The 22444-nt window shown below is 66.4% G+C and carries 23 protein-coding genes and 3 riboswitches; of the genes, 8 read left to right on the forward strand and 15 right to left on the reverse strand.

Going from position 1 to position 22444, the window contains the following annotated elements:
• Positions 1–18 precede the first annotated feature (18 nt).
• The gene (locus AC1C2M_RS02015) at positions 19–558 is read right to left on the reverse strand and encodes a CarD family transcriptional regulator (protein ID WP_495435078.1); all 540 of its coding nucleotides are present in this window, start codon (positions 556–558) and stop codon (positions 19–21) included.
• Between the two features lie 264 nt (positions 559–822).
• Entirely contained in the window at positions 823–1359 is a 537-nt protein-coding gene (locus AC1C2M_RS02020; RefSeq protein ID WP_495435679.1) for a GNAT family N-acetyltransferase, read from the reverse strand.
• A 200-nt stretch (positions 1360–1559) separates the two neighbouring features.
• Positions 1560–1624, forward strand: a riboswitch (guanidine-III (ykkC-III) riboswitch).
• 11 nt (positions 1625–1635) lie between these two features.
• Here AC1C2M_RS02020 and AC1C2M_RS02025 point away from each other — a divergent pair.
• From AC1C2M_RS02025 to AC1C2M_RS02040, 4 genes are all read left to right on the forward strand, one after another.
• Positions 1636–1959, forward strand: a complete 324-nt coding sequence (locus AC1C2M_RS02025; RefSeq protein WP_108391497.1) for a DMT family transporter — start codon at positions 1636–1638, stop codon at positions 1957–1959.
• Between the two features lie 90 nt (positions 1960–2049).
• Positions 2050–3639: an ABC-F family ATP-binding cassette domain-containing protein gene (locus AC1C2M_RS02030; protein WP_495435079.1), complete on the forward strand. Its 1590-nt coding sequence runs from the start codon at positions 2050–2052 to the stop codon at positions 3637–3639.
• A 150-nt stretch (positions 3640–3789) separates the two neighbouring features.
• Complete coding sequence (locus tag AC1C2M_RS02035) at positions 3790–4314, forward strand: GIY-YIG nuclease family protein (RefSeq protein WP_495435080.1); 525 nt, start codon at positions 3790–3792, stop codon at positions 4312–4314.
• Positions 4315–4541: 227 nt separating this feature from the next.
• Positions 4542–4850, forward strand: coding sequence for a MarR family winged helix-turn-helix transcriptional regulator (locus AC1C2M_RS02040; protein ID WP_495435081.1), 309 nt, complete (start codon positions 4542–4544; stop codon positions 4848–4850).
• A gap of 112 nt (positions 4851–4962) precedes the next feature.
• Here the strand turns inward: AC1C2M_RS02040 and AC1C2M_RS02045 are convergent, their stop codons facing one another.
• Positions 4963–6372 carry an HNH endonuclease signature motif containing protein gene (locus tag AC1C2M_RS02045; protein WP_495435082.1) on the reverse strand — a complete coding sequence of 470 codons (1410 nt, stop codon included), beginning with the start codon at positions 6370–6372 and terminating at the stop codon, positions 4963–4965.
• 1162 nt (positions 6373–7534) lie between these two features.
• On the opposite strand from AC1C2M_RS02045, the gene AC1C2M_RS02050 reads away from it, so the two are divergent.
• Complete coding sequence (locus AC1C2M_RS02050) at positions 7535–8110, forward strand: HhH-GPD-type base excision DNA repair protein (RefSeq protein WP_495435083.1); 576 nt, start codon at positions 7535–7537, stop codon at positions 8108–8110.
• 12 nt (positions 8111–8122) lie between these two features.
• Here AC1C2M_RS02050 and AC1C2M_RS02055 read toward each other — a convergent pair whose 3' ends face one another.
• The 12 genes from AC1C2M_RS02055 to AC1C2M_RS02110 form a co-directional block, all read right to left on the reverse strand.
• Entirely contained in the window at positions 8123–8686 is a 564-nt protein-coding gene (locus tag AC1C2M_RS02055; RefSeq protein WP_495435084.1) for an alpha/beta hydrolase, read from the reverse strand.
• Entirely contained in the window at positions 8683–9333 is a 651-nt protein-coding gene (locus AC1C2M_RS02060; protein ID WP_495435085.1) for an alpha/beta hydrolase family protein, read from the reverse strand. Before AC1C2M_RS02060 ends, AC1C2M_RS02055 begins: the two co-directional genes overlap by 4 nt.
• Before the next feature lie 17 nt (positions 9334–9350).
• Positions 9351–9818 carry a DoxX family protein gene (locus tag AC1C2M_RS02065; protein WP_495435086.1) on the reverse strand — a complete coding sequence of 156 codons (468 nt, stop codon included), beginning with the start codon at positions 9816–9818 and terminating at the stop codon, positions 9351–9353.
• A gap of 121 nt (positions 9819–9939) precedes the next feature.
• Complete coding sequence (locus AC1C2M_RS02070; protein ID WP_495434442.1) at positions 9940–10287, reverse strand: LysR family transcriptional regulator; 348 nt, start codon at positions 10285–10287, stop codon at positions 9940–9942.
• 116 nt (positions 10288–10403) lie between these two features.
• Positions 10404–10607, reverse strand: coding sequence for a hypothetical protein (locus AC1C2M_RS02075; RefSeq protein ID WP_483404598.1), 204 nt, complete (start codon positions 10605–10607; stop codon positions 10404–10406).
• Between the two features lie 93 nt (positions 10608–10700).
• Positions 10701–11210, reverse strand: a complete 510-nt coding sequence (locus tag AC1C2M_RS02080) for a GNAT family N-acetyltransferase (RefSeq protein WP_495435088.1) — start codon at positions 11208–11210, stop codon at positions 10701–10703.
• Positions 11211–11308: 98 nt separating this feature from the next.
• Positions 11309–11557: a hypothetical protein gene (locus AC1C2M_RS02085; RefSeq protein ID WP_483404596.1), complete on the reverse strand. Its 249-nt coding sequence runs from the start codon at positions 11555–11557 to the stop codon at positions 11309–11311.
• A 30-nt stretch (positions 11558–11587) separates the two neighbouring features.
• Positions 11588–12766, reverse strand: coding sequence for a cysteine desulfurase family protein (locus AC1C2M_RS02090; RefSeq protein ID WP_495435089.1), 1179 nt, complete (start codon positions 12764–12766; stop codon positions 11588–11590).
• Positions 12750–13625 carry a carboxylating nicotinate-nucleotide diphosphorylase gene (gene nadC, locus AC1C2M_RS02095; RefSeq protein ID WP_495435090.1) on the reverse strand — a complete coding sequence of 292 codons (876 nt, stop codon included), beginning with the start codon at positions 13623–13625 and terminating at the stop codon, positions 12750–12752. Before nadC ends, AC1C2M_RS02090 begins: the two co-directional genes overlap by 17 nt.
• Entirely contained in the window at positions 13619–15217 is a 1599-nt protein-coding gene (gene nadB, locus AC1C2M_RS02100; protein ID WP_495435091.1) for an L-aspartate oxidase, read from the reverse strand. Before nadB ends, nadC begins: the two co-directional genes overlap by 7 nt.
• 2 nt (positions 15218–15219) lie before the next feature.
• The gene (gene nadA / locus AC1C2M_RS02105) at positions 15220–16518 is read right to left on the reverse strand and encodes a quinolinate synthase NadA (RefSeq protein ID WP_495435092.1); all 1299 of its coding nucleotides are present in this window, start codon (positions 16516–16518) and stop codon (positions 15220–15222) included.
• Entirely contained in the window at positions 16515–17225 is a 711-nt protein-coding gene (locus AC1C2M_RS02110) for an NUDIX hydrolase (protein WP_495434449.1), read from the reverse strand. Before AC1C2M_RS02110 ends, nadA begins: the two co-directional genes overlap by 4 nt.
• 162 nt (positions 17226–17387) lie before the next feature.
• A riboswitch (glycine riboswitch) is annotated at positions 17388–17476 on the forward strand.
• Between the two features lies 1 nt (position 17477).
• A riboswitch (glycine riboswitch) is annotated at positions 17478–17580 on the forward strand.
• Between the two features lie 69 nt (positions 17581–17649).
• On the opposite strand from AC1C2M_RS02110, the gene gcvT reads away from it, so the two are divergent.
• The 3 genes from gcvT to gcvP are packed head-to-tail and all read left to right on the forward strand — an operon-like array spanning position 17650 to position 22010.
• Positions 17650–18771: a glycine cleavage system aminomethyltransferase GcvT gene (gene gcvT / locus AC1C2M_RS02115; RefSeq protein WP_495435093.1), complete on the forward strand. Its 1122-nt coding sequence runs from the start codon at positions 17650–17652 to the stop codon at positions 18769–18771.
• A gap of 3 nt (positions 18772–18774) precedes the next feature.
• Complete coding sequence (gene gcvH / locus AC1C2M_RS02120) at positions 18775–19149, forward strand: glycine cleavage system protein GcvH (RefSeq protein WP_483404589.1); 375 nt, start codon at positions 18775–18777, stop codon at positions 19147–19149.
• Positions 19149–22010: an aminomethyl-transferring glycine dehydrogenase gene (gene gcvP, locus AC1C2M_RS02125; RefSeq protein ID WP_495435094.1), complete on the forward strand. Its 2862-nt coding sequence runs from the start codon at positions 19149–19151 to the stop codon at positions 22008–22010. The genes gcvH and gcvP overlap by 1 nt, the downstream gene beginning before the upstream one ends.
• Positions 22011–22444 lie beyond the last annotated feature (434 nt).

Below are 22444 nucleotides of genomic sequence, written 5' to 3' on the forward strand. Positions count from 1 at the left end.
GCCAGCGCCGTCACGCATCTAGGCGACCGCGGTAGCCTCATCGGTTGCACCCGGGGTGGTCGGCCCCGCTGCGGAATCCGGCGCGAGGGCCTTGTGCAGCGCTGCCTCTGCTTCTTCTACACCGATCTCGAGCGAGAGCGCGATCTCGGTGACGAGTGGGCCCTGCGCGTGACGCAGGAGCTCGCGCTCAGCGAGGGAGAGGCCACGGTCGTCGCTGCGCCTGGTCAGGTCACGGACGACTCCGGCAATGGTCAGGATGTCACCGGCCTTGAGCTTTTCCTGGTTGTCTTTCATCCGGCGCGACCACTTGTCTTCCTCGTCGATCGTCGGTGCCCGGAGGACGTCGAACAGGGCCTTCGTCTCATCGGGACTGAGAACGGCGCGAATACCGACCTGTTCGGCGCTCGCAACGGGAACGCTCACGGACAGCTTGGAATCGTGGACCTCGAGCTTGAGGTATTGAACCTCGTTGCCCTTGACGGTCCTGGAGAATATCGAGGTGATTGTGGCGGGACCGTGGTGCGGGTAGACAACGATCTGGCCTTCGGAAAACTGCATGGGATGTACCTCCGGGTGCGCATGAGCGCCTTACTCAACCTCGCGCGAAGCAGGAACCGAAGTTCGTACGACACCCGACAGTCGACCCAATTCCCGGCGGGCGATGCAGTCGTTCGCCGGATTCCATGGGCGCGCGGGCAGGCAATTCCACAGGGGTGGATCTGCCTGGCACCGCGAGCTTGGCTGAGTCAATTATCTCACAGAGGGCCGACATCTACCTGAGTGAGCGGGCCAAGCGGGGGTGCGGCAGACGTCCCGATGGCGTCAGCGGAGCATCCGTCGCATGACGATTCGGGGGATTCCACCCGACACGGACCGGGTGTCAGCGACCCAGGAGAACCCCGCCTGTTCGAACATGGCCCTGGTGCCCACGAACGCCATGGTCTGGTCTACCCGCTCGCCGTGGTTGTCGACCGGATACCCTTCGACAGCCGGCGCACCCTGGCCACGGGCGTAGTCCACGGCCCCCTCGATGAGGGCGGCGGTGATGCCTCTCTTGCGGTAGCCGGGACGAACCCGCATGCACCAGAGCGACCACACGGGCAACTCGTCGACGTGGGGAATCCTGCGGGAGTGTTCGATCGGGTGCAGCTCCCTCCGTGGAGCAATGCCTGCCCAGGCAACGACGTCATCGCCGAGGTACGCGAGCACACCGGGTGCGAGATCGCGGGCGCACAGTTCGCGGACTTTGTCGGCTCGGTCGGTGCCGACCAGCGTCCGGTTCTCGGCGGATGACAATCGCAAGGACAGGCACCAGCACACCGACGACGAGGGATTCTTCGGACCGAGCATCGTCGCCATGTCGTCAAACGAGTGCGCCGGCTTCACGGTGATGCCGTCCGTGTGGGCGGCGTTCGCTACCTTGTCCTCCACGATCATTACCTCCGCGTGAGTTGCCCTGTGGGTCCATCGTGACATCGGGCCGGTGCCGCCGGAAGGGGCAACGGGACCGGTGTCAGGATGGATGCACAGCCGTTGATCACCCTGCTTTGGTACCCTCGACGAAGGCCGCCAACACGGCCCCGGACGAGGGATCAGTACCCGGAACGCGACAAGACTGGCCAGAAACGAACAGTCATGTTGTGGGTAGTACTCATCCTGTCCGGTGTCCTCGAAGCCGTCTGGGCAACCGCCCTGGGCAAGTCGGAGGGCTTCACGAAGCTCTGGCCGACCGTCATCTTCGGTGCGGCTCTCGCGCTCAGCATGGCGGGACTCGCCTGGTCGATGCGCGGCATCCCCATCGGTACCGCGTATGCGGTCTGGGTGGGCATCGGTGCAGCGCTCACCGTGGCCTGGTCGATGATCACCGGCGACACGAGCATCTCGTGGATCAAGATCGCCCTGCTGGTCGGTCTCATCGGCTGTGTCGTCGGACTCAAGCTGGTGGACGACACACATTAGCCGCCGGTTCTCCTCGGCTACGGTAGGAGAACACATGCGTTCAATGCCGGGTGGGCCTTGTGCGATATTTCACCCGGAAGGAACGCAGGCATGAGCCTCATTCGACTGAACGACGTCACCGTCCGCTTCGACCAGATGCAGGTGCTGCGCGAGGCGTTCTTCCGTCTTGAAGCCGGTGATCGGGTCGGCCTGATCGGCCGTAACGGTTCGGGAAAATCGACCCTGATCAAGCTGGTGCTGGGTCAGGTGTCAGCGGATGCCGGAACGGTCGCTGTCGAAGACGGCATCCGTTTTGGATATTTCTCGCAGTTCTCGGAACTCGATGGAAGCGCGACGATCACCGAGGTGCTCAACGATGTCTTCGTCGATATTCGCGCGGTGGAAGCCGAGCTTGCGTCGATCGATGCGGCAATCGCTGCCGATCCCACCGCTGACCTGGATCCGCTGATCTCACGCCAGGGTGAACTTTTCGAGGAGATGGATCGCCTCGACGGGTGGGACTACACGCGGCGAATCGACGAGGCACTCACCAGGCTCGGTTTCGAGGACGCCCACCGCATATGCCCGATCGACAGCCTCTCCGGTGGTTGGCGCAACCGCGCGGCGCTCGCCAAGCTCATCCTCGAGCGACCCGACGTGCTGCTTCTCGACGAGCCCACCAACTTCCTCGACGTTGCCGGTGTTGAGTGGCTCGAGGCCTGGTTCCGTGATTTCAAGGGCGCGGCGATCATCGTCTCCCACGATCGCAAATTCCTCGACTCGGTTGTCACCCGGATCGTTGAGCTCGAAAACTTCCACCTGCACGAGTACCCGGGCAACTTCGCCGAGTACGTGGTGCAGAAGCAGTTCCGGTTGAAGACCCTCGAGGCGCAGTTCGTGCATGAATCCGAGCTGCTCGCGTTCGAAGCCGAGGGCATCGCCGATCGACGCGAGGCCGCGAAGGCAGCGAGCAGGGGCCTCGACAAGAAGCTCTCAGGGATCAAGAAATCCCGTGCGCCGCGGCCGGTTGACCAGATCATCACGGAGATCTACGGCGGGCTGCACGTCAAGGATGTGCTGTGCCGCGTGACGGGGCTCTCGAAGTCGTACGGCGACAAAGTGCTGTTCAACGATCTGACGTTCGAGTTGAGGCGCGGCAACCGGGTCGTGGTGCACGGCTCGAACGGAAGCGGCAAGTCGACGCTTCTCCGTGTGCTCACCGGCGAGGAAAAAGCTGATTCGGGCGAGGCTGTGTGGGCGAAGGGTGCCGGGGTTGTCTCGTACAACCAGATGCTTGCCGACCTCGACGATGACGACACGATCACCCACGCGGTCAATGCCGCACCGGGGAGCCTCGCGTTTGCCGCGACCCGGAAGTCGGTCGGTCGTTTCCTCGCGATGTTCCAGTTCTCCGAGGCCGACCTCAAGCAGCGGATCGGAAACCTCTCCGGCGGTCAGCGGGCCCGCGTGGCGATGGCGCAGTGCCTGTTGTCCGGTGCGTCGGTGCTCATCCTCGATGAGCCGACAAACCACCTCGACATGGCAAGCACCCAGGTTATGGAGCGGGCCCTGGTGCACTTTCCCGGTGCTGTCATCGTCGTCAGCCACGATCGTTTCTTCAGCGACAAGGTCGCCAACCGCAAGATCGTGTTCGGCAGTGAGGGTGCCGAGGCGGGCGAGCTTGAGGTCCGCGCGGCGTAGGTCGGGTAGGTCGGCCCTCTGGGGAGTTCGGGGTGACGGCGTCTGCGGTCGGAGATACCGTTTCTTCATGGTGACAGGCGTCGAGGTGGGGTGTTGAGCAAGATGAACCCGTTGGACTCGCATTGCGCGGTCGCGGTTTCAGACGGAGAGGTGTGCGACCGTCCCGTTGACGCGGATGCTCCGGTGAACCTCTGCGCGCACCACCTTCTCGTGGCGTACGAGTGGGTCGCTCGTGATGTGGGCGTGACCGACACCCTCGAGGCGCCGTGCCTCGCGTGCGGCTCGCGGCTGGGCGTCCGTTATCCCTCCGGCTGGCTTTGCGCTGTTTGTGAGTGGAAGGTCGGCGAGATCCCTGATTCGGATGCCGTGCGGGCTCGGGTGGACGTTGTCTACTACCTGCGTTTCGGAGACCGCATCAAGATCGGAACCTCGTCGAACCCTCGGAGCCGGCTGGCGAACATCGTTCACGACGAGCTCCTCGCCTTCGAACCGGGTGGTCGTCTGCTCGAGCAGGCGAGGCACGCGCAGTTCGCGAGCCATCGACTGCACCGCAGTGAGTGGTTCAGTGTGCATGAGGCGTTGCTGCGCCACATCCGCGTCGTGAATACCGGGGTCGACGATCCCTGGCAGACCTACAAGCGCTGGGTGAGCGAGCAGGTCGCGCTGCACGGGTAGCGGCTACTGCGCTGGACGACCGGGTCGGTCTGATGGTGTGTTCACTGCTGGCGGCATCCGTCATCGAGGTAAGGGTGGCGGCTGCGGCTGGTCGCGATCAGCCGCGCTGCAGCGGGCCGGCCGGGTGAAGGCGACTTCGATGTGGTGGTTACGCTGCGGCGAGCGGGCGAGCGGGCGAGTGGACGCCGGGGGAGTTGTCTGCGTCAACGATGGTTACGACCGGGGCGATGACCAAGCGAGCTGATCGGCCAGCGGAGGCCGGGCTGGTGACCAGGCGCAGGAGTGATGTCTACGGGCGAGGTCGAGTTGTGGCGCTCACCGATAAGGGTCGTCGGCTCATCGACGAGGCGCTCACCGATCACGTGGCGAATGAGCATCGACTGCTTGAGGCGCTGACCGAGCAGGAACAGGACCTGTTGCGGGGTGTGTTGTCCAAGTGGTTGCGTGAATTCGGGTCGGGGGACCCGGGCGGGCCGCTGAAGGTACCCGTGCCGGAGGCTGCGTATGCAGGTGTCGGTTGGGCTTGCCAGATGTAGGCGCTGCTCCTTCGGGCGTGGGTGCGAGTGTCTGTGCGGGTGTCGCTTGACCTGCCGCGACGTGTGTGGTGGGTTTGGTCGGGCGGTTTCGCCATCTCCGCATGCAATCCGCTTATTGGAAGTACGGTTTGCGGCGGATCCATTCGGCGATGGTGACCTTGGGTTTGCCGTTCACCATCGTGACGGTGAAGACTCCGGTGTCGACCATCCGGTGGTGGAACCAGCAGAACAAGACTCCGTTATCGAGATGGGTGGGGCCACCCTCCGCGTGCGGAATGATGTGGTGGGCCTCGCACCCTGTGGCAGGGATCTGACAGTCCGGCATCGCACAGGTCGGACCATCGCGAGCGATCATCCCCATTCGCTGCGTCCGGTTGAACCCGCGCTGATCATTACCGAGGGCAACAACCGTGCCGTCGGGGTCGATGAACACCGGGATGATGCTCGCATCACAGAGAACCTGGCTGATCGTTGACGCCGCCACCGGTGCGTTCACTCCCACGATCTGTCCGGTACCGGACTTCGAGTCGATCACGTCCGCATTGACCGTCACCACGACGGTCGGTGCAGCACCGGTAACACTGGGTGAGTCGGTGGAGCGGGCGAGGGCGTCGATCATCGCGGCGAACACGTCAGCGCGTTGCTGCCCCGCGGTCCGCCGGGCCCGGATCGGCTCGTCCGGCGCCTGATCAGGTGCCTCGCCGGCCGATGCCTCGGCGGGGTGCGTTATCTCGTATCGGTCCGCGGTCTTCGGACTCAGCACCGCATCGAGTAACGCGTGGAGTTTCGCGCCGACGTCGACGGTGACCTGCCCTCCGAACTTCACCAACCCGTCCTTCGCGGTGCGGGCGATCCAGAAATCCCGGCGCTGGAACGCTTTGTCGGTGTGGGGTTCGATCCCGTCTTCGTCCAGCCGGTCCCGCCACTGCCGAGCCTGAATCCCCACCAGATCGGCCGACATAGGCAGGCCGTCGCGCCAGCCGGCACCGACCGCCTCACTGACCAGGGTGCGTTCGGCAATCGCGAGGTGTTCGACCTCGGCACGAGGTGCGGCGAGTGATAGTTCCCGGGTGATCGCTTCGGCGGTTTCCACCCCGATCAGACCCTGCCGGAACGCGTCCGCGACCACCGGAAACAACGGCGGTAACGGGAACCCAGCATCGGTGAGCCTCCGGCAGGTCCGCTGCCCGACCCGGATCAACCGTGATGCTGCAGCGGAGGAGACTCCGGTGATCACCTCGATCAGGTGCGACGGACGCTGGTAGTTGTGCTTCACCGCCAACCCCTCGTTGCCGCGGGCGGGATCTGACCGGTCCGCGACCTCAGCACTCAACGCCGCGAGGACCGCCTCACCGGCCCGCACCACCCCGGCGACCTGGCCCAGCTGCGTCAGCAACTGTTCGCCGGTCAACCGGTCGAGGTGATCCAGGTCGAGAACATCAACCACCTGCCCCAGGTGCGTGAGCAGCCCGGTGAGCGCACTCTCACCCTCCGGAACACCGGCCGGGAGAAAGTCGCTCACCGCGAAACTCATGACACCCGCACACCCCCACCAGTCGAGGCGAGGACATGACGCATGGCCACAGCGACGTTCGCCGCACCGGAACGGGTGCGAATCGGGCTGCTGGCCGGGTTGTTCATGACTTCAGTACACACCCAACCACTGACATTGAACCCCTGCGCCACTGGCATCCCGCTGGAGCCACTGCCGGCATCTGAACGCCACACCACAACGCCGCACCACAACGCTGACGGAACGGCCTGACCGGGCTATTCATCCTTTCAATTCACCCGACCGCTGACATCGAATCTCGCACAGCGGTGCCTCGGGTGACCCGGCGGGTCATAAGCGACCAGATGGTTACCCGATTCCCTGTAGACGTTCGAAAGCCTGGGCGCACAAGTCGTTAAACGTCTCAGGCGCGATCGCGGGTACGTCTCCTCCGGTCGAGATCCGACAGTCGACACCGCCGCCCGGAGTGGTCGCGACTGCTGTGTAGTGGCGGGCGCTTCCGGTCTCCAGCGGATATTCCGTGCAGTAGCTCAAAGCGGTTTCATATCCGCCAAGAGTGACTAATTCAGCCCGGCTCTGCCCGATGCAGGGAGAAGGCCATGTCGGTGAAAGCCACTCAGTCGTTCCCGCCAGGACATCGCCGAAATCGAGCAGCACGCTTACGCCATAGGGCGCATCTGAGACGTAACAGCGGCCATTGGTGCCAGCCGGGTCGGCTTGGTCGGTCGATAACGTTGACGCGGAAGTCACGCCGATCGGTGACAGCACGTCGAGGTCTGCTGCGGCGAGTGCAACACACAAGGCGTCACTGAAGATAAACCCTTCGTCCAGCGCAGGCAGGCTGGGTGACGGGGCCGAGGGCGTTGGCGTAGCCGTAGGGGAAGTTACGGGTGTGGACGGTGCGGCGGTCGGGTTGGGTGTGGGTGCGGCGGTGCAAGCTAACAGCAACAGCGTGCTGGTCGCCGCACACACCGCTCCGGCGATCCGTGCTTTTTTGAGAATGATCGTCTCCCTTTTCGGAACGCTCCCTTGGTGCGATGAGCTGAGCATAGTGCCGGCACAGCGACTGATTCCGGCGAGGCCTGACCCAGTCAGGGGGTGATTATTTCCACCACCACCACCGCCGCCGCCCCGGCTGGCACCTCCACCGCGTCGCTGCGAGAATGGACATATGACCGGCACCCTCAACATCACCGGCGACGCCAACGCCGACGCCCTCCTCTCGAACGACCCGCTCGCGCTCCTGATCGGGATGCTCCTCGACCAGCAGGTCCCCATGGAGAGCGCATTCGCCGGACCTCTCAAAATCAGCGAGCGACTCGGCTCCTTCGACGCAGCATCCATTGCCGGTGCGGACCCGGATGCCTTCAGCGAGTTGTTCAAGACACCTCCCGCCGTCCACCGCTATCCCGCCAGCATGGCTACCCGGGTTCAGGCGCTGTGCCAGGCCATCATCGACGACTGGGATGGCGACGCCTCTTCCATCTGGACCAAAGACTCACCGACCGGCGCTGAGGTCTACCGCCGGCTCAAGGCGCTGCCAGGATTCGGCGACCAGAAGGCGCGAATCTTCGTCGCCCTCCTCGGCAAGCAGTATGGCTTCGACGGCGAAGGATGGCGCGAGGCCGCCGGTGCCTACGGTGAGGATGGCAGCACCCGCTCGGTGGCAGACATCGTGGATGCCGACTCCCTCACGAAGGTGCGCGAAACGAAACGCCTGGCGAAGGCCGCTGCGAAGCGGAAATAGCGCGAGTGGTCGCTACCCGAGCGACTCCACGTGGGCCGAGATCGTCTCAAAGACCCGGGACTGGGCATCAAGTGATGCCCGCCAGCCGGCCTTCACGGTGAGGGAGTGGTTCGCTCCCGGAATCGTGACGAGAACCGCTCGACCGCAGGCTACAGCATCCGGCACCCACATCTCATCCGCGTCGCCACCGATCGCGAGGTGAGAACTCGGCGCCCCGGCAAGCGCATCCCGCACCACGTCGCTGGTGAGCACCGGCGTCAGCCAGACCCCGGGAACTCCCTCCCGCAGAGCCCACGGCAGCGCGAAGCTGCCGAACGACTTCGCGACAATGAGCCGCCGAGAGGCGGGCGGTGCTGAGTTGAACGCGGTGGTGACCGCTTCCTCCACGAAGGACACCGGGTCCGCCGCCGCATCGACGTTCCACTCGACGCCCTGCACATGCCAGCCACGCTCGGCGAGCATCTGCGCACACCAGTACAGCAGCGGCCCCTGGATCGTGTAGCCCACCCCCGGCAGCAACACAGCGACCGGCGCGTCGGCCACATCCGCCCTGGCAAGCGCGCGTGACCGAATCATGCGAGCACTCCCTCGAGAAAGTCAGCGACGGATGCCGTCACCAGCGCGGCAACATCCCGCGCCTTCAGCGGCGACGAGGCAAGTACCTTCATGCTGTGGTCCGCGCCGGGAATCGGCACGACCCGAACCGAGTCACGGCGACCGACCTCGCGTTCAACGTCGCTCGCCGTACCGAAGGTGTCGCGGTCACCCTGCAGCACCAGGGTCGGGGCCGACGGCAGCAGCAGTTCGTCCAGTCGCGTCTTCTCCGGCTTTCCCGGCGGGTGCAGCGGGAAGGCCAGGCACACGACGGCGGCAGCGCCCAGATCGTCGGGGGTCCGGCAGGCCACACGTGCTCCGGCGCTTCGCCCACCAACCACCAGCGGAAGTCCGGCGGCCAGCTCGGTAACGGCGGGCGCTGTCTCTCGCCACGCGATATCGAGCGTCGCCGGGCGCGGGGCGAGCTTCTTCCCGGCAACACGCCATGGTTGCTCGTAGCGCACCACGGTGAAGCCATGATCAGGCAAATGGTCGGCCAGCGCGGTGAGATCGAGGGCGCCGATCCCGCCGCCGGCACCGTGACCCAGCCAGACAACGGCTCGAGGCTGCGCTGCCTCGCTGACCGTCAATCTGCCAGGGCCGAGCGAGGTGGGGACGTCGATGATCATGGAGGACTCCGCCCGCTCTATGCCGAAAGAGGATCGTGCTTCGCGGCAGCGCGGCGGTTCCGCCACGCGCGCCATGCACCGGTGGACCACAGCGCCCAGATCACGAGCAGCGGCTGGAACAGGAGACGGATGCCGCGGCTGAGATCGTCGTTGAGGCCGAACGAGTCGGTGCCCGTGGTGAACTGCGAGATGTTGCCAGGGAAGATCGCCACAAAGAACGCCGCCACGATCCAGCCAACGGGCACCCGCCAGCGCCAGAGCAGGAGAAGAGACAGCCCGAGCACGATCTCGACGATGCCGGATGCCACGACCACGAAGTCGACATCGATGGGCAGCCAGATGGGAACCTGCGCCTGGAACGCATTCCTCGCGACGGTGAGGTGGCCGACGCCGGCGGTCAGCAGGAACAGGCCCAGGATGACCTGCGCGACCGTCGCTGCGAGCGACGTGCGTCGGACGGGCGTGGGTGTTTCCGCGTGAGTCATCTCTTCAGCCTAACCCCGGATACGTGCAGACACTGCATGAATTTGGAATCCGCTACATTTTCGCGGGGTGCCGGCGTCCCTCAGTGGCAGCCGGGCGTAACCCAGCGGAACTTAGCGTGGCTCAGCGGGACTGGCGTCGCTTGCCCGGACGCGGCTGGCCCTTCACGGCGGGCGTCCGGCCCTTGCCCTTCGACGCCTTCGCCTTGCCGCCGGCGGGCTGTGGTTTGTTCTGCACCGATGCCGCTGTCGCCGCGAGCTTCTTCTGCTGGTCTGCGAGGAGCTCGGCTCCAGCGGGGGTGAGCGTCGTGGTCGACGCGTTCATGTCGAACAGGGGAGTGCCCAGTTCGTTCTCCAGTTCACGGACCGAGGCGATGAGCGTCGACCGCGGAATGTTGAGGTGCTTCGCTGCATGCGCAAAGTGAAGTTCTTCGGCAGCGGCCACAAAACGGCGAAGCGCGATGGTATCCATGTTCTCAATTCTTGTCGGGCGTGAGAAACACGCCCAGATGCCAAGGGTACGCGTGTTCACCTGCTCGAGCCTCATCGGAGCGCCGGTGCTGGCCAGCGACCGGCGCTCCACGAGGGCTAGGGCGCAGGCGCGCCACCCTCGGTGGGCTCCGGCGTCGGCAGGATGTTGTCGCTCCCGGTCTCGGCGCTCGCCGAGCGTTCGCCGGTCAGAGTGGTTGGTTCCTCATCGCGGCTGCTGGTCGCCGACGATGGTTCCGAACTCTTTTTCGCCGTCAGCTCGTCGTCACGGTTGCCTGTCGTATCGCTGCTGTCTGTTGTCATGCCTTCACGGTATGCGGCCCGATCGATGACGCTCAAGGGCTTGCATTTGACGTCGAGCACCCGTATTCGGGCGCTCGACAACCCCAGCCGGACTCAGTCGACCTGGTACTTGAAACCGCGATGAGACCCGACAAATCCGAGCCGTTCGTAGAACCGGTGGGCGTCGGTTCTCGCGTTGTCGGAAGTGAGCTGAACGAGCCTGGCGCCGAGTGCGGGAGCCGCGGTACCGGTCACCCATCGCATCATGGCTCCGCCAATGCCGCTCGAGCGAGACCCGCTTCCGACCCGCACCGCCTCGACCAGCAACCGGGTTGCACCGCGCCTGGCCATGCCGGGCACCCTGGTGAGCTGCATGGTCGCGATGACAGTGTCGTCCGAAGCGACGGCAACGATGACCTCGTTCGAGGAATCATCGATCAACTCGCCGAGTGCGCCCGCGTACGCGGCGGCATCCGTTTCGTCGGCTCGATCTCCGCGTCCCGCACTGATCGGATCGTCAGCGAGGAGAGCCGTCAACGCTCCGAGGTCTTCCCGCGTCGCGCGGCGAAGGGTTACCGGCAGGCCGGTATCGAGGGCAGCGGGGAGAGGCAGTTTAGCGAGCACCCGCTCAGTGTCCCACGAGGTGACGGGGGCGCACGCCGCTGGAGCAGCGGGTTGCGGCGTCGACCGAGCACTCGCTCAGCCCCTGACCACCGCTGGGACTAGAAGTCGCCGGAATCCGAGTCGATGGCCTTCGGGTAGATGCGCCCCGGCGGCTTCCTCGGTGCCGAGCGTTGTGCCCGGCTCTCACGGTAGGGCTGACCATCGGTCGGGTTCGCCGCCGGCAGCCAGTTCTTGAGGATGGCGAGCTCGGGAGCCACGATCTCCTCGTTGCTGAGGTCGTAGTTCTCGTCGACCGGACGAGCCTTCTTTTTGCCGAATCTCCGACCCGGCTCCTGTGGCTTCTCCATGGCCTCACCGTACGCTCCGGCCCACCCTTGTCAAGAGACCCTCGGCGATTCCACGGCTGCCACCGAGCCAGCTCCGATGCGCGTGACCGATCGAACGGATGCCGCCACAGCGTGCGCCACCTCCTCGAGTTGCCCGGCCGTGATCGATGCCGGAAACGTGAAGCGCACCGCGGTGCGCGCGACCTCTGTCGACACTCCGAGCGCTGTCAGGACGTGCGACGGTTCGTCGCTGCCCGCGGCACACGCCGAACCACTCGAAGACACGAACCCGTGCCGTTCCAGCTCGAGAAGCACCGCCTCTCCGCTGGTGCCGGGGAAGCAGAACGATGCGTGGCCGGGCAGGCGTTGCACGGGGTGCCCCGTCGGCACAGCCGTCGGAACGAGTGCGCGAACGCGGGACGTGAACTCCGAGCGCAGCGCTGTCAGCCGCGCGGCGGCATCCGTTCTCTCACCCTCGGCCAGTTCGAGAGCCGTCGCGAGCCCAACGGCACCCGCCACATTCTCGGTGCCCGAGCGCCTCGCCCGCTCCTGGCCACCACCGTGGACAAGCGGCTCGATGGGCAGCCGACCTCGCAGGGTCACCACGCCGACGCCTTTCGGTGCGCCGATTTTGTGACCGGAGAGCGACAGTGCATCCACGCCGAGGGCGGGAACTGACAGGTCGAGCCAGCCCGCAGCCTGAACGGCATCCGTGTGAAACGGGATGCCTCGGGTCGCGGCGAAGGCACTGAGCGCGGGGATGTCCTGGATCGTGCCGATCTCGTTGTTGGCGTACATCACCGAGACGAGCGTCGTGTCATCGCGCAGCACGCCCTCGAGCGCCTCGGGCGTCACGATGCCGTCGGGGGAGAGCGGCGCGAATGACACAGTGAAGCCGTGCAGTCGACGGAGGTAATCCACCGATTCGAGTACGGCCTCATGTTCGATCGCCGTCGTGACGAGATGCCTGCCGCGCGGGTTGCCGAGCGCGATGCCCTTGATCGCGAGGTTGTCGGCCTCGGTGCCGCCGGAGGTGAACACCACCTCGCTCGCACGCACGCCGAGAACCGAGGCGACCCTGCTGCGCGCATCGGCGAGCGCGATTGCCGCGCGCTCGCCGACGGTGTGCACACTGGATGGGTTGCCAAACTCGGCGGCGAGGTACGGCCACATGGCCTCGAGTACCTCCCGGCGCACCGGTGTCGTCGCCGCGTTATCGAGGTACAGCATCGGGATCCGCCGAGAGTGCGACGTCGAGGCCAAGATCGAGCGAGCGGATGCTGTGGGTCAGCGCGCCCGACGAGATCACGTCGACCCCGGTGCGGGCGATTTCGCCCACGGTGTCGATGGTCACGTTTCCCGACGCCTCGATGATCGCGCGACCGGCGACGAGCGCGACACCCTCCCGCAGTTCGTCGAGGCTGAAGTTGTCGAGCATGATCGTGTCGACACCGGCGGCGAGTACCGGTTCGATTTGATCGAGGCGGTCGACCTCCACCTCGAGGTGGGTCGTGTGCGACAGGCGGGAACGAACGTCGAGGAGAGCATCGGTGACGGAGATGCCGCCCGCCGTGAGGACCGCGAGGTGGTTGTCCTTTGCCATCACGGCGTCGGAGAGCGAGAAGCGATGGTTGAAACCACCGCCGGAGCGGACGGCGTGGCGCTCGAACGCGCGAAGGCCAGGTGTCGTCTTCCGGGTGTCGACGATGCGCGCCTTCGTGCCGGCAACCTGCTGGACGTACCGTGCCGCCTGCGTCGCGATTCCTGACATCCGCTGCACGAAGTTGAGGGCGATGCGCTCGGCCTGCAGCACGCCGCGCGCGGGACCGGTGACGGATGCCAGGACGTCGCCCGCCTCGAACGGCTCGCCATCGGCCAGCAGCAGGTCGACGGCGATGGCGGGGTCGGTGAGGCGAAACGCCGCCACGAAGACGGCACCGCCGCTGAACACCCCGGGTTCTCGGGCGACAAGCCGCGCTGTCGCCGATGCCGACGCCGGGATGAGCGTCTCGCTCGTGAGGTCGCCCCACGGGGCGTCCTCGTCGAGGGCGAGCGCGACGACACGGTCGATGTGTTGCTGGGTCAGCACGGGAGGGCCTCTCGGGAGTGTTCGGAAACTGGAGAACGGGTCGTAGCGGCATCCGTCAGCAGGATGGGCGCGGCCTGGCCGGGGTCGGTGGCCGGACAGTCCGTGCGGGTATGGGCGCCGCGGGACTCGGTGCGGGCCAGCGCAGCGGTGACGAGCGCTCGACCGAGGGCGAGCAGGTTGCAGTCTTCGAGGTCGTGCTCGGTGGCATTCGGGAGGTCGAGCATGCTCCAGCCCTCCAGGATCTGGGAGGCTAGCTCGAGACCGGCGGTCGACCGATTCAGCCCGGCGCTCGCCCACAGCAGCTGTTGCAGGGCGCCCCGGGAGAACGGCGGCACCTCGCCGGGAGCGCGCTCAGCCGGCGAGCCCGTGTCGGCTCGGGGGCGCGCCTCGGACGCCGATCGCACTCCGTCGAAGCGCGCGGCGAGGGAGAGGTCGCCTGTGACCGCCGACGCCGCCCGACGTCCGAACACCGCGCCCTCGAGCAGTGAGTTCGACGCCAGGCGGTTCGCGCCGTGAACACCGGTGCGGGCAACCTCGCCGATGGCGAACAGGCCGGGGATCGACGTGCGGCCGTCGAGGTCGGTGGCGATGCCGCCCATCCAGTAGTGGGCGGCGGGCGCTACGGGAACAGACTCGCGAGACCAGTCGATGCCGGCGGCTCGCACGGCGGCGTCGATGCCGGGGAACCGTGCCGCCAGGTAGTCGGCGCCGAGCGCCGTCGCGTCCAGCTCGACCGGTCGGCCTTCCTGTCGTACCATCGTCGCGGCGATGCCCCTCGCGACGACATCACGCGGCGCAAGCTCGGCGGCGGGGTGGATGCCCGGCATGAACCGGGTGCCTGTCGCATCGCGGAGTACCGCCCCGTCGCCCCGCACCGCCTCTGAGATGAGGAAGTTGGCCGCCGTGACGAGGGCCGTCGGGTGGAACTGGTAGAACTCGAGGTCCGCGAGCACGGCACCAGCCCGAAGCGCGGCGGCCGCTCCGTCACCCGTGGCACCCGACGGGTTGGTCGTGTATGGGTACAGCTGGCCGGCGCCGCCCGTCGCCAGGAGCACCGCGTCGGCGTCGAGCCGGAACCGGGCGCCGTCGGCATCCTGCAGGTCGACGCCGCTGACCCGGCCGTCCTCCAGCACGAGGTCGCGGAGGAAGGCGCGCTCGAGCACGGTGACGGAGCTGGCCCTAAGGCGATCGACGAGAGCCGCTTCAATCACGGCACCTGTGGCGTCACCGCCGGCGTGCAGGACCCTCGGGTAGGAGTGGGCGGCCTCACGGCCCTTCGCGAGCTCGCCCTCGTGCCTGTCGAACGCCACCCCGAGCGCGACGAGTTCATGAATGCGCGCGGGGCCTTCCGAGCAGAGCACGGCGACGGCTTCCGCGTCGCACAGTCCCGCTCCCGCGGCCAGGGTGTCGGCAATGTGTGCGTTCACGCTGTCGTCGTCGAACATCACGCCCGCGATGCCGCCCTGGGCGAAGCGGGTGTTGCTCATGCCCAGAGCACCCTTGGTGATCAGGGTGACGGAGTGTTCGGCGCTCGCCGTGAGCGCGGCTGTGAGGCCGGCGATTCCGGACCCGACGACGATCACCCGCTTCACGATCAGCCTCCCGTGTGCACTGGAGGCTTCGCCGCGAGCATCCGTTCGAGGGCGAGGCGAGCGGGTTCGGCGACGTGGTCCGACACGGTGATCCGGTTGAGCACGACCCCCTCGAGGAGCGAGTCGAGGACCCACGCGAGGTAGCCCGGGTGGATGCGGTACATCGTCGAGCAGGGGCAGACGACCGGGTCGAGGCAGAAGATCGTGTGCTCGGGGTGTTCAGCTGCAAGCCGCTGCACCAGGTTGATCTCCGTGCCGATCGCGAACGTGGAACCGGCGGGTGCCGCCTCGATCGCCTTGCGGATGTAGTCGGTCGAGCCGTATTCGTCGGCCGCGTCGACAACGGGCATCGGGCACTCCGGGTGCACGATCACGCGAACACCGGGGTGCTCGACGCGGGCCCGTTCGATCTGCTCGACGGTGAAGCGCTTGTGCACCGAGCAGAAGCCGTGCCAGAGGATGACCTGGGCAGCCTGGAGCGCGAGCGCGTCGTTGCCGCCGAACGGCTTGTTCGGGTTCCACATCGGCATCCGCTCGAGCGGAACGCCCATCGCCTTTGCCGTGTTGCGCCCGAGGTGCTGGTCGGGGAAGAACAGCACGCGCTGGCCGCGTTCGAACGCCCACTCGAGCACGGTTTCCGCGTTCGAGGAGGTGCAGACGATACCGCCGTTGCGGCCACAGAATCCCTTGAGCGCAGCCGAGGAGTTCATGTAGGTGACGGGGACCACGGGGACTCGCCCCGAGGCATCCGGTTCGGTGCCGTAGAGCTCGGTGAGCTCCTCCCAGCATTCCTCGACCTGGTCGATGTTCGCCATGTCGGCCATCGAGCAGCCGGCGGCGAGGTTGGGCAGGATGACCGACTGTGACGTGGTCGAGAGCAGGTCTGCCGTCTCGGCCATGAAGTGCACGCCGCAGAACACGATGGCCTCTGCGTCCGTACGGGCCTTCGCCGCGTTCGCGAGCTGGAACGAGTCGCCGACGTAGTCGGCGTACGCGACGACCTCGTCGCGCTGGTAGAAGTGCCCGAGAATGACGAGCTTCGACCCCAGCGTCTCTTTGGCCGAACGGATGCGACGGTCCAGTTCCTCGGTGGATGCCTCGCGGTAGAACGCGGGCAGTTCACCCTGGCGCGGTGAACCGACGGGAATCAGGTCGCCCATCGATGAACCCGGACCATAACCCGGCGGCCGGGAGTCGAACAGCCAGGGTTTCTGGACGAGGTCGGGGCTGCACGCGGCGCCGGGCGCAGTGCCGGCGGCGATCTCGATGAGCGTGCTGTCGACGGAGGCGGTGAGGGTCATGATGCTCCTTGTGAGCGGTCGGTACGCGAGCGGCCGAGGGGCCCGTTGGTCTCCACTGTTGCCGCGTATCGATAGAGGCGGGCGGGGCGATGCCGGCCTCCTGTCCGAAGCTGCTCGGTCGGTACCACTTGCCCGGAGCCCTCGATCTGGCGCCGGAAGTTGGCAGCGTCAAGTGACTTCTGCAGCACGGCCTCGTGGACCTCGCGCAGTTCGGACAGGGTGAAGGTGTCGCCGAGGAAGGCGGAGGCGATGTGGCTGTACTCGAGCTTGTTGCGGAGCCGCCACAGCGCGTACTCCACGATGAGGCTGTGGTCGAAGGCGAGTTCGGGCACCGAATCAGCCTCGAACCAGCGAACGTTCTCGGTCTCGACGGCGATGTCGGCCTCATCGGAACGCACCAGGGCCCAGTAGACGATTGAGACGACGCGCTCGCCGGGGGAGCGGTCTGTGTTGCCGAACGCGTAGAGCTGCTCGAGGTACTGCGGAGTCAGCAGCGTCGTCTCAGCGAGGGTGCGTGCCGCGGACTCCGCCAGGTCCTCGTCGGGTTCGAGAGGTCCGCCCGGGAGAGCCCACATACCGACGAACGGATCACGGATGCGCCGCACGAGGGGGAGCCACACGGTCATGCGGCCATCGACCGGTGATGGCCGAAGCGCAAAGATCACCGTCGAAACGGCGACATGGACGGGCGCTGCGTGTGCGGCCATCACGAATCCTTCCAGTTAAAGTCACCATGACTATAACTAGACCCATCTTAGTGTCAACATGACCCGAACTGAAGAGAAATATCCCGCCAGATTTTCTCTGAGATGCCGAGCACTCTGAGTGCGCCTCACTGTAGGCTGGGCGAAAATCGAATATCGGGCCGCACACGCGATGCGGGAGAGCCGGGCTTGCCCGGCACCGAAGGAGCAAGCCTCCCTGCCAATCTCTCAGGTCTCTGTACCGCATCGAACTGGCCACTCTGGAAAGTGAACGCCTGGCGTTCCGCCGACGGTGAAAGCCGCCAGCCGTGATCGACGGCTGCGCGAGCGAAACTCTCAGGCCCATGACAGAGAGGGAGTTCCTCAGGCACCTTGAGTGCCGCAGCCGCTTTTTGCGATCGTCGCCCCGGCGACACCTGGAGAACTCGTGTCAGACCCCGCACCAGAACGCACCAGCCCGCTCGCCGCGGTCCATTCCGAGCTCGGAGCGAGCTTCACCGATTTCGCCGGCTGGCAGATGCCGGTGCGCTACACCAGCGATCTCGCGGAGCACGCGGCGGTCCGGAACGCCGCAGGCATCTTCGATCTCTCTCACATGGCCGAGATCCTCGTGTACGGACGGGATGCCGGCCGATTCCTCGACTTCGCCCTCGCCGGACGGCTGTCGTCGATCGACGTCCTGCAGGCGAAGTACAGCCTCCTGCTCACCGAGGCAGGCGGCATCCTCGACGACGTCGTGGTTTACCGGCTCGGTGACACGACGTATCTCGTGGTCGCCAACGCGGGCAACCGGGATGCCGCTGCCGCCGCGCTGTCGGAGCGGGCGTCCGGGTTCGACGTCACCGTCGACGACCAGAGCGACGACTACGCGTTGATCGCCGTCCAGGGCCCGAACTCGCGGACGATCCTCGAGCAGACGACAGGCTTCAGTGAGCTCGGTGTCCCTCTCGATGAACTCCGCTACTACCGGGCGACCGACGGGTTTTTCAATGGAGTTCCGCTCGTCATCGCGCGGACCGGCTACACCGGCGAGGACGGGTTCGAGCTTTACCTCAGGGCTGACGCGGCCGTGCCGCTGTGGCGCGCTCTCGAAGAAGCGGGCGAAGCGCACGGGCTGGTCCCTGCCGGGCTCGCGAGCCGCGACACCTTGCGCCTCGAAGCGGGGATGCCGCTGTACGGCCACGAACTCGGCACTGAGACATTGCCCGTACAGGCCGCTCTCGGCCGGGTGGTCGCACTCTCCAAAGAGGGCGACTTCGTCGGTCGGGCGGCTGTCGAGGCCGGGCCGGCGGACGACGCTCGCGTGCTCGTCGGGCTGACCGCGGCGGGCAGGCGTGCCGGCCGTGCCGGCTACCCGGTGGTTTCCGGCGATGCAGAGGTCGGAACCGTAACGAGCGGTGCGCTGTCACCGACGCTGGGGCATCCGATCATGATGGCGTACGTGGACCCCGCCGCCGCATCGCCCGGCACCGAACTCGCCGTCGACGTTCGAGGCACACGAATTCCCGCAACTGTCACCACACTGCCGTTTTATCGGAGAGAGAAGTAAGCCATGTCGGACAAGACCACACTCAAGTACACCCCGGAACACGAATGGCTCGAGATCGACGGTGACATTGCGACCGTCGGGATCACTGACTTCGCCGCAGACAAGCTCGGCGATGTCGTCTTCGTCGAACTCCCCGCCGTCGACAGCACGCTCGCGTCGGGAACCGTCGTCGGCGAGATCGAGTCGACCAAGTCGGTCGGCGAGCTCTTCGCGCCGGTCAACGGTTCGGTGGTCGACGCGAACGCCGCCGTCATCGACGACCCGGCACTCGTCAACAGCGATCCGTTCGGCGATGGCTGGCTCATCCGGGTGCGTTTCACCGAGCTGCCGTCGAACCTGCTCAGCTGGGACGAGTACTCAGCGCTGGTCGGTGAGTGATGCGCGAGCTGTTCTCTGAGCGTCACATCGGAACGGATGCCGCTGCGCAGGCGAGCATGCTGGCATCCGTCGGCTACGACACCGTCGACGCGCTCGTCGAGGCGGCACTGCCGGAGTCCATCCACGTCGCCGACCTGGCGAGTTCGTCGATCCCCGCCGCGGCCACGGAACGCGAAGCGCTCGCCGAACTGCGCGAGCTCGCCGGCTCGAATACGGTGCGGACCTCGATGATCGGGCTCGGTTACTACGGCACTCTCACGCCGGCCGTGATCAAGCGCAATGTGCTCGAGAATCCGTCCTGGTACACGGCGTACACGCCGTACCAGCCGGAGATCTCGCAGGGCCGACTCGAAGCTCTGATCAACTTCCAGACCATGGTCACCGACCTCACCGGCCTCGACACCGCCAACGCGTCGATGCTCGACGAGGGGACCGCTGTCGTCGAGGGCATGCTGCTCGCGCGGCGGGCCTCGAAGCTCACCTCGACGGTGTTCGTGGTCGACGCCGATGCCTTCCCGCAGACCAAGGCGCTCCTCGCGAGCCGGGCCGAGGCGGTCGGCATCGACCTCGTCGAGCTCGACCTTGCCGGTGGAGCGGAGCTGCCCGACGCTGCTTTCGGCGTTTTCGTGCAGTACCCGGGTGCATCAGGACGTGTGTGGAACCCGGCATCCGTTCTCGCATCGATCAGGGAGAAGGGTGGCCTCTCCGTCGTCGCGGCCGACCTGCTCGCGCTCGCGCTGCTCACCTCTCCCGGTGAACTCGGTGCGGACATCGCGGTGGGCACCACCCAGCGCTTCGGCGTGCCGATGGGCTTTGGCGGCCCGCACGCGGGCTACATGGCTGTGCGCAAGGGGCTCGAACGGCAGCTGCCGGGTCGGCTCGTCGGCGTCAGCCAGGATGCCGCCGGTCACCCGGCCTACCGGCTCACGCTGCAGACGCGCGAACAGCACATCCGCCGTGAGAAGGCGACGTCGAACATCTGCACGGCACAGGTGCTCCTCGCCGTGATGGCCTCGATGTACGCCGTCTATCACGGGCCGGTCGGCATCCGTCGGATCGCCGCAGAGACCGCTCGTCGGGCGGACGCCCTCGCCGCGGTTCTCACGAGCTACGGCCTCACGCTCGCGAGCGAGTCATTCTTCGACACGCTGCGTGTGCACGTGCCGGGCGAGGCTGCGACGATCATCGAGCGCGCTCGTGAGCTCGGCATCAACCTGCACCTCGTCGATGACGCAACTGTGGGGATCTCGGTCGATGAGACGACGACGGATGCCGATCTCCGCGCTGTCGTCGTCGCGTTCGGGTTCTCTCGTGAGGAGCGTATTACCGCTCCGGGTGACGCCGAGTCCACGCGGCTGCCGGGGGAGCTGCGGCGCTCGAGTGACTACCTCACCCACCCGGTGTTCAACACGCACCACTCCGAGACCGCCATGATGCGGTACCTCAAGCAGCTGGCCGACCGCGACTACGCGCTCGACCGCGGCATGATCCCGCTCGGTTCGTGCACGATGAAGCTCAACGCCGCGACCGAGATGGAGGCGATCACCTGGCCCGAGTTCGCCAGCTTGCACCCGTTCGCCCCCGAGGCGGACGTGCTCGGCTACCTCGGCCTGATCGAACAGCTCGAGAGCTGGCTGGCCGAGGTCACCGGATACGACTCCGTGTCGCTCCAGCCGAACGCGGGCAGCCAGGGCGAGCTGGCCGGGCTCCTCGCCATTCGCGGCTACCACCGCGCGAACGGTGATCTGAACCGCACCACCTGCCTGATCCCGTCCAGCGCACACGGCACGAACGCGGCATCCGCGGTGCTAGCCGGCATGAAGGTCGTCGTCGTTGCCTGCGACGACATGGGCAACGTCGACCTCGACGACCTGCGGGCGAAGGTCGAGGAGCACGCCGACGACCTCGCCGCGCTCATGATCACGTACCCGTCGACGCACGGCGTGTACGAGCACGAGATCACCGCGATCACCCAGGCCGTGCACGACGCCGGCGGCCAGGTCTACGTCGACGGCGCCAACCTCAACGCGCTGCTCGGATACGCCAGGTTCGGTGACTTCGGCGGGGACGTCTCGCACCTCAACCTGCACAAGACGTTCTGCATCCCGCACGGTGGGGGTGGCCCCGGTGTCGGTCCCGTCGCGGCGAAGGCGCACCTCGCGCCGTTCCTGCCCGGCCACCCGATGGCGCAGCGCGACGACCACGGTGCATACACCCACGCCGGTGGGCCGGTCTCGGCGGCGCCGTACGGCAGCCCGAGCATCCTTCCGATCTCGTGGGCATACGTCCGCATGATGGGCGCGGAGGGGCTCAAGCAGGCGACAGGCGCAGCCGTCCTCGCGGCGAACTACATCGCCGTGCGCCTCCGAGAGCACTTCCCGGTGCTCTACACCGGAGACAACGGACTGGTCGCACACGAGTGCATCCTCGACCTGCGCCCACTCCGGGAGGCAACCGGTGTGACCGTCGACGACGTCGCCAAGCGACTCATCGACTACGGCTTCCACGCGCCGACGATGTCGTTCCCGGTCGCCGGCACCCTCATGGTTGAACCGACCGAGAGCGAAGACCTCACCGAAATCGACCGGTTCATCGACGCGATGATCGCGATCAAGGCCGAAGCGGATGCCGTCGGCGCGGGAACGTGGCCGGCAAACGACAACCCTCTCGTACACGCGCCGCACACGGCGCAGTCCGTCATCGAGGGGGAGTGGGAGCACGCCTACTCCCGCGAACAGGCGGTCTATCCGGTGAAGTCGCTCGTGCGGACCAAGTACTGGCCGCCCGTGCGCCGCGTCGACAACGCGTACGGCGACCGCAACCTCGTCTGCGCCTGCCCGCCACCCGAGGCGTTCGAGTAGCAGCACCCAACACAGGCAGTCGCACGGTTAGCAGGACGATCTCTCAACTTTCGTCCTGATAACCGTGCGATTGCCTGTTAATCGGGTCATGGGTAACGGGGCTTGCGAGCCCCGGGCAAGCGGGCGAGGTGAGCATTCTCTCCTCAGCTCAAACAATGGGAGGAAGGGACGGGGCCCTGGGTGTGACTCGGATCGACACCGCGTTCTTGCCCCGCCCCTTCCTCCCATAACTCGGCACCCCGAAAACGCTCACCCCGCCCGCCCAGACAAGGACAAAAGCCCCAGACAAGGACCAGGTCTCGGCTTTCGTCCTTGTCTGGGCGCTATTTCCTTATCTCGGGGCGGGGAGGATGTTTTCGGGGTGCGAGTTATGACGACGAACGCCCCCGGAGTGCCCGGCCCTGCGTGTGCAGGGCATGAGCATCCGGGGGCGT

The organism is Mycetocola sp. Y444, from assembly GCF_059445295.1.

Bases quoted from the DNA above. Each gene is read 5' to 3' on its own strand.
- AC1C2M_RS02015 (WP_495435078.1), bottom strand. From the start codon at position 558: ATGCAGTTTTCCGAAGGCCAGATCGTTGTCTACCCGCACCACGGTCCC.
- AC1C2M_RS02020 (WP_495435679.1), bottom strand. From the start codon at position 1,359: ATGGCGACGATGCTCGGTCCGAAGAATCCCTCGTCGTCGGTGTGCTGG.
- AC1C2M_RS02025 (WP_108391497.1), top strand. From the start codon at position 1,636: ATGTTGTGGGTAGTACTCATCCTGTCCGGTGTCCTCGAAGCCGTCTGG.
- AC1C2M_RS02030 (WP_495435079.1), top strand. From the start codon at position 2,050: ATGAGCCTCATTCGACTGAACGACGTCACCGTCCGCTTCGACCAGATG.
- AC1C2M_RS02040 (WP_495435081.1), top strand. From the start codon at position 4,542: ATGACCAAGCGAGCTGATCGGCCAGCGGAGGCCGGGCTGGTGACCAGG.
- AC1C2M_RS02050 (WP_495435083.1), top strand. From the start codon at position 7,535: ATGACCGGCACCCTCAACATCACCGGCGACGCCAACGCCGACGCCCTC.
- AC1C2M_RS02055 (WP_495435084.1), bottom strand. From the start codon at position 8,686: ATGATTCGGTCACGCGCGCTTGCCAGGGCGGATGTGGCCGACGCGCCG.
- AC1C2M_RS02060 (WP_495435085.1), bottom strand. From the start codon at position 9,333: ATGATCATCGACGTCCCCACCTCGCTCGGCCCTGGCAGATTGACGGTC.
- AC1C2M_RS02065 (WP_495435086.1), bottom strand. From the start codon at position 9,818: ATGACTCACGCGGAAACACCCACGCCCGTCCGACGCACGTCGCTCGCA.
- AC1C2M_RS02070 (WP_495434442.1), bottom strand. From the start codon at position 10,287: ATGGATACCATCGCGCTTCGCCGTTTTGTGGCCGCTGCCGAAGAACTT.
- AC1C2M_RS02075 (WP_483404598.1), bottom strand. From the start codon at position 10,607: ATGACAACAGACAGCAGCGATACGACAGGCAACCGTGACGACGAGCTG.
- AC1C2M_RS02085 (WP_483404596.1), bottom strand. From the start codon at position 11,557: ATGGAGAAGCCACAGGAGCCGGGTCGGAGATTCGGCAAAAAGAAGGCT.
- AC1C2M_RS02090 (WP_495435089.1), bottom strand. From the start codon at position 12,766: ATGCTGTACCTCGATAACGCGGCGACGACACCGGTGCGCCGGGAGGTA.
- nadA (WP_495435092.1), bottom strand. From the start codon at position 16,518: ATGACCCTCACCGCCTCCGTCGACAGCACGCTCATCGAGATCGCCGCC.
- AC1C2M_RS02110 (WP_495434449.1), bottom strand. From the start codon at position 17,225: ATGGCCGCACACGCAGCGCCCGTCCATGTCGCCGTTTCGACGGTGATC.
- gcvH (WP_483404589.1), top strand. From the start codon at position 18,775: ATGTCGGACAAGACCACACTCAAGTACACCCCGGAACACGAATGGCTC.
- gcvP (WP_495435094.1), top strand. From the start codon at position 19,149: ATGCGCGAGCTGTTCTCTGAGCGTCACATCGGAACGGATGCCGCTGCG.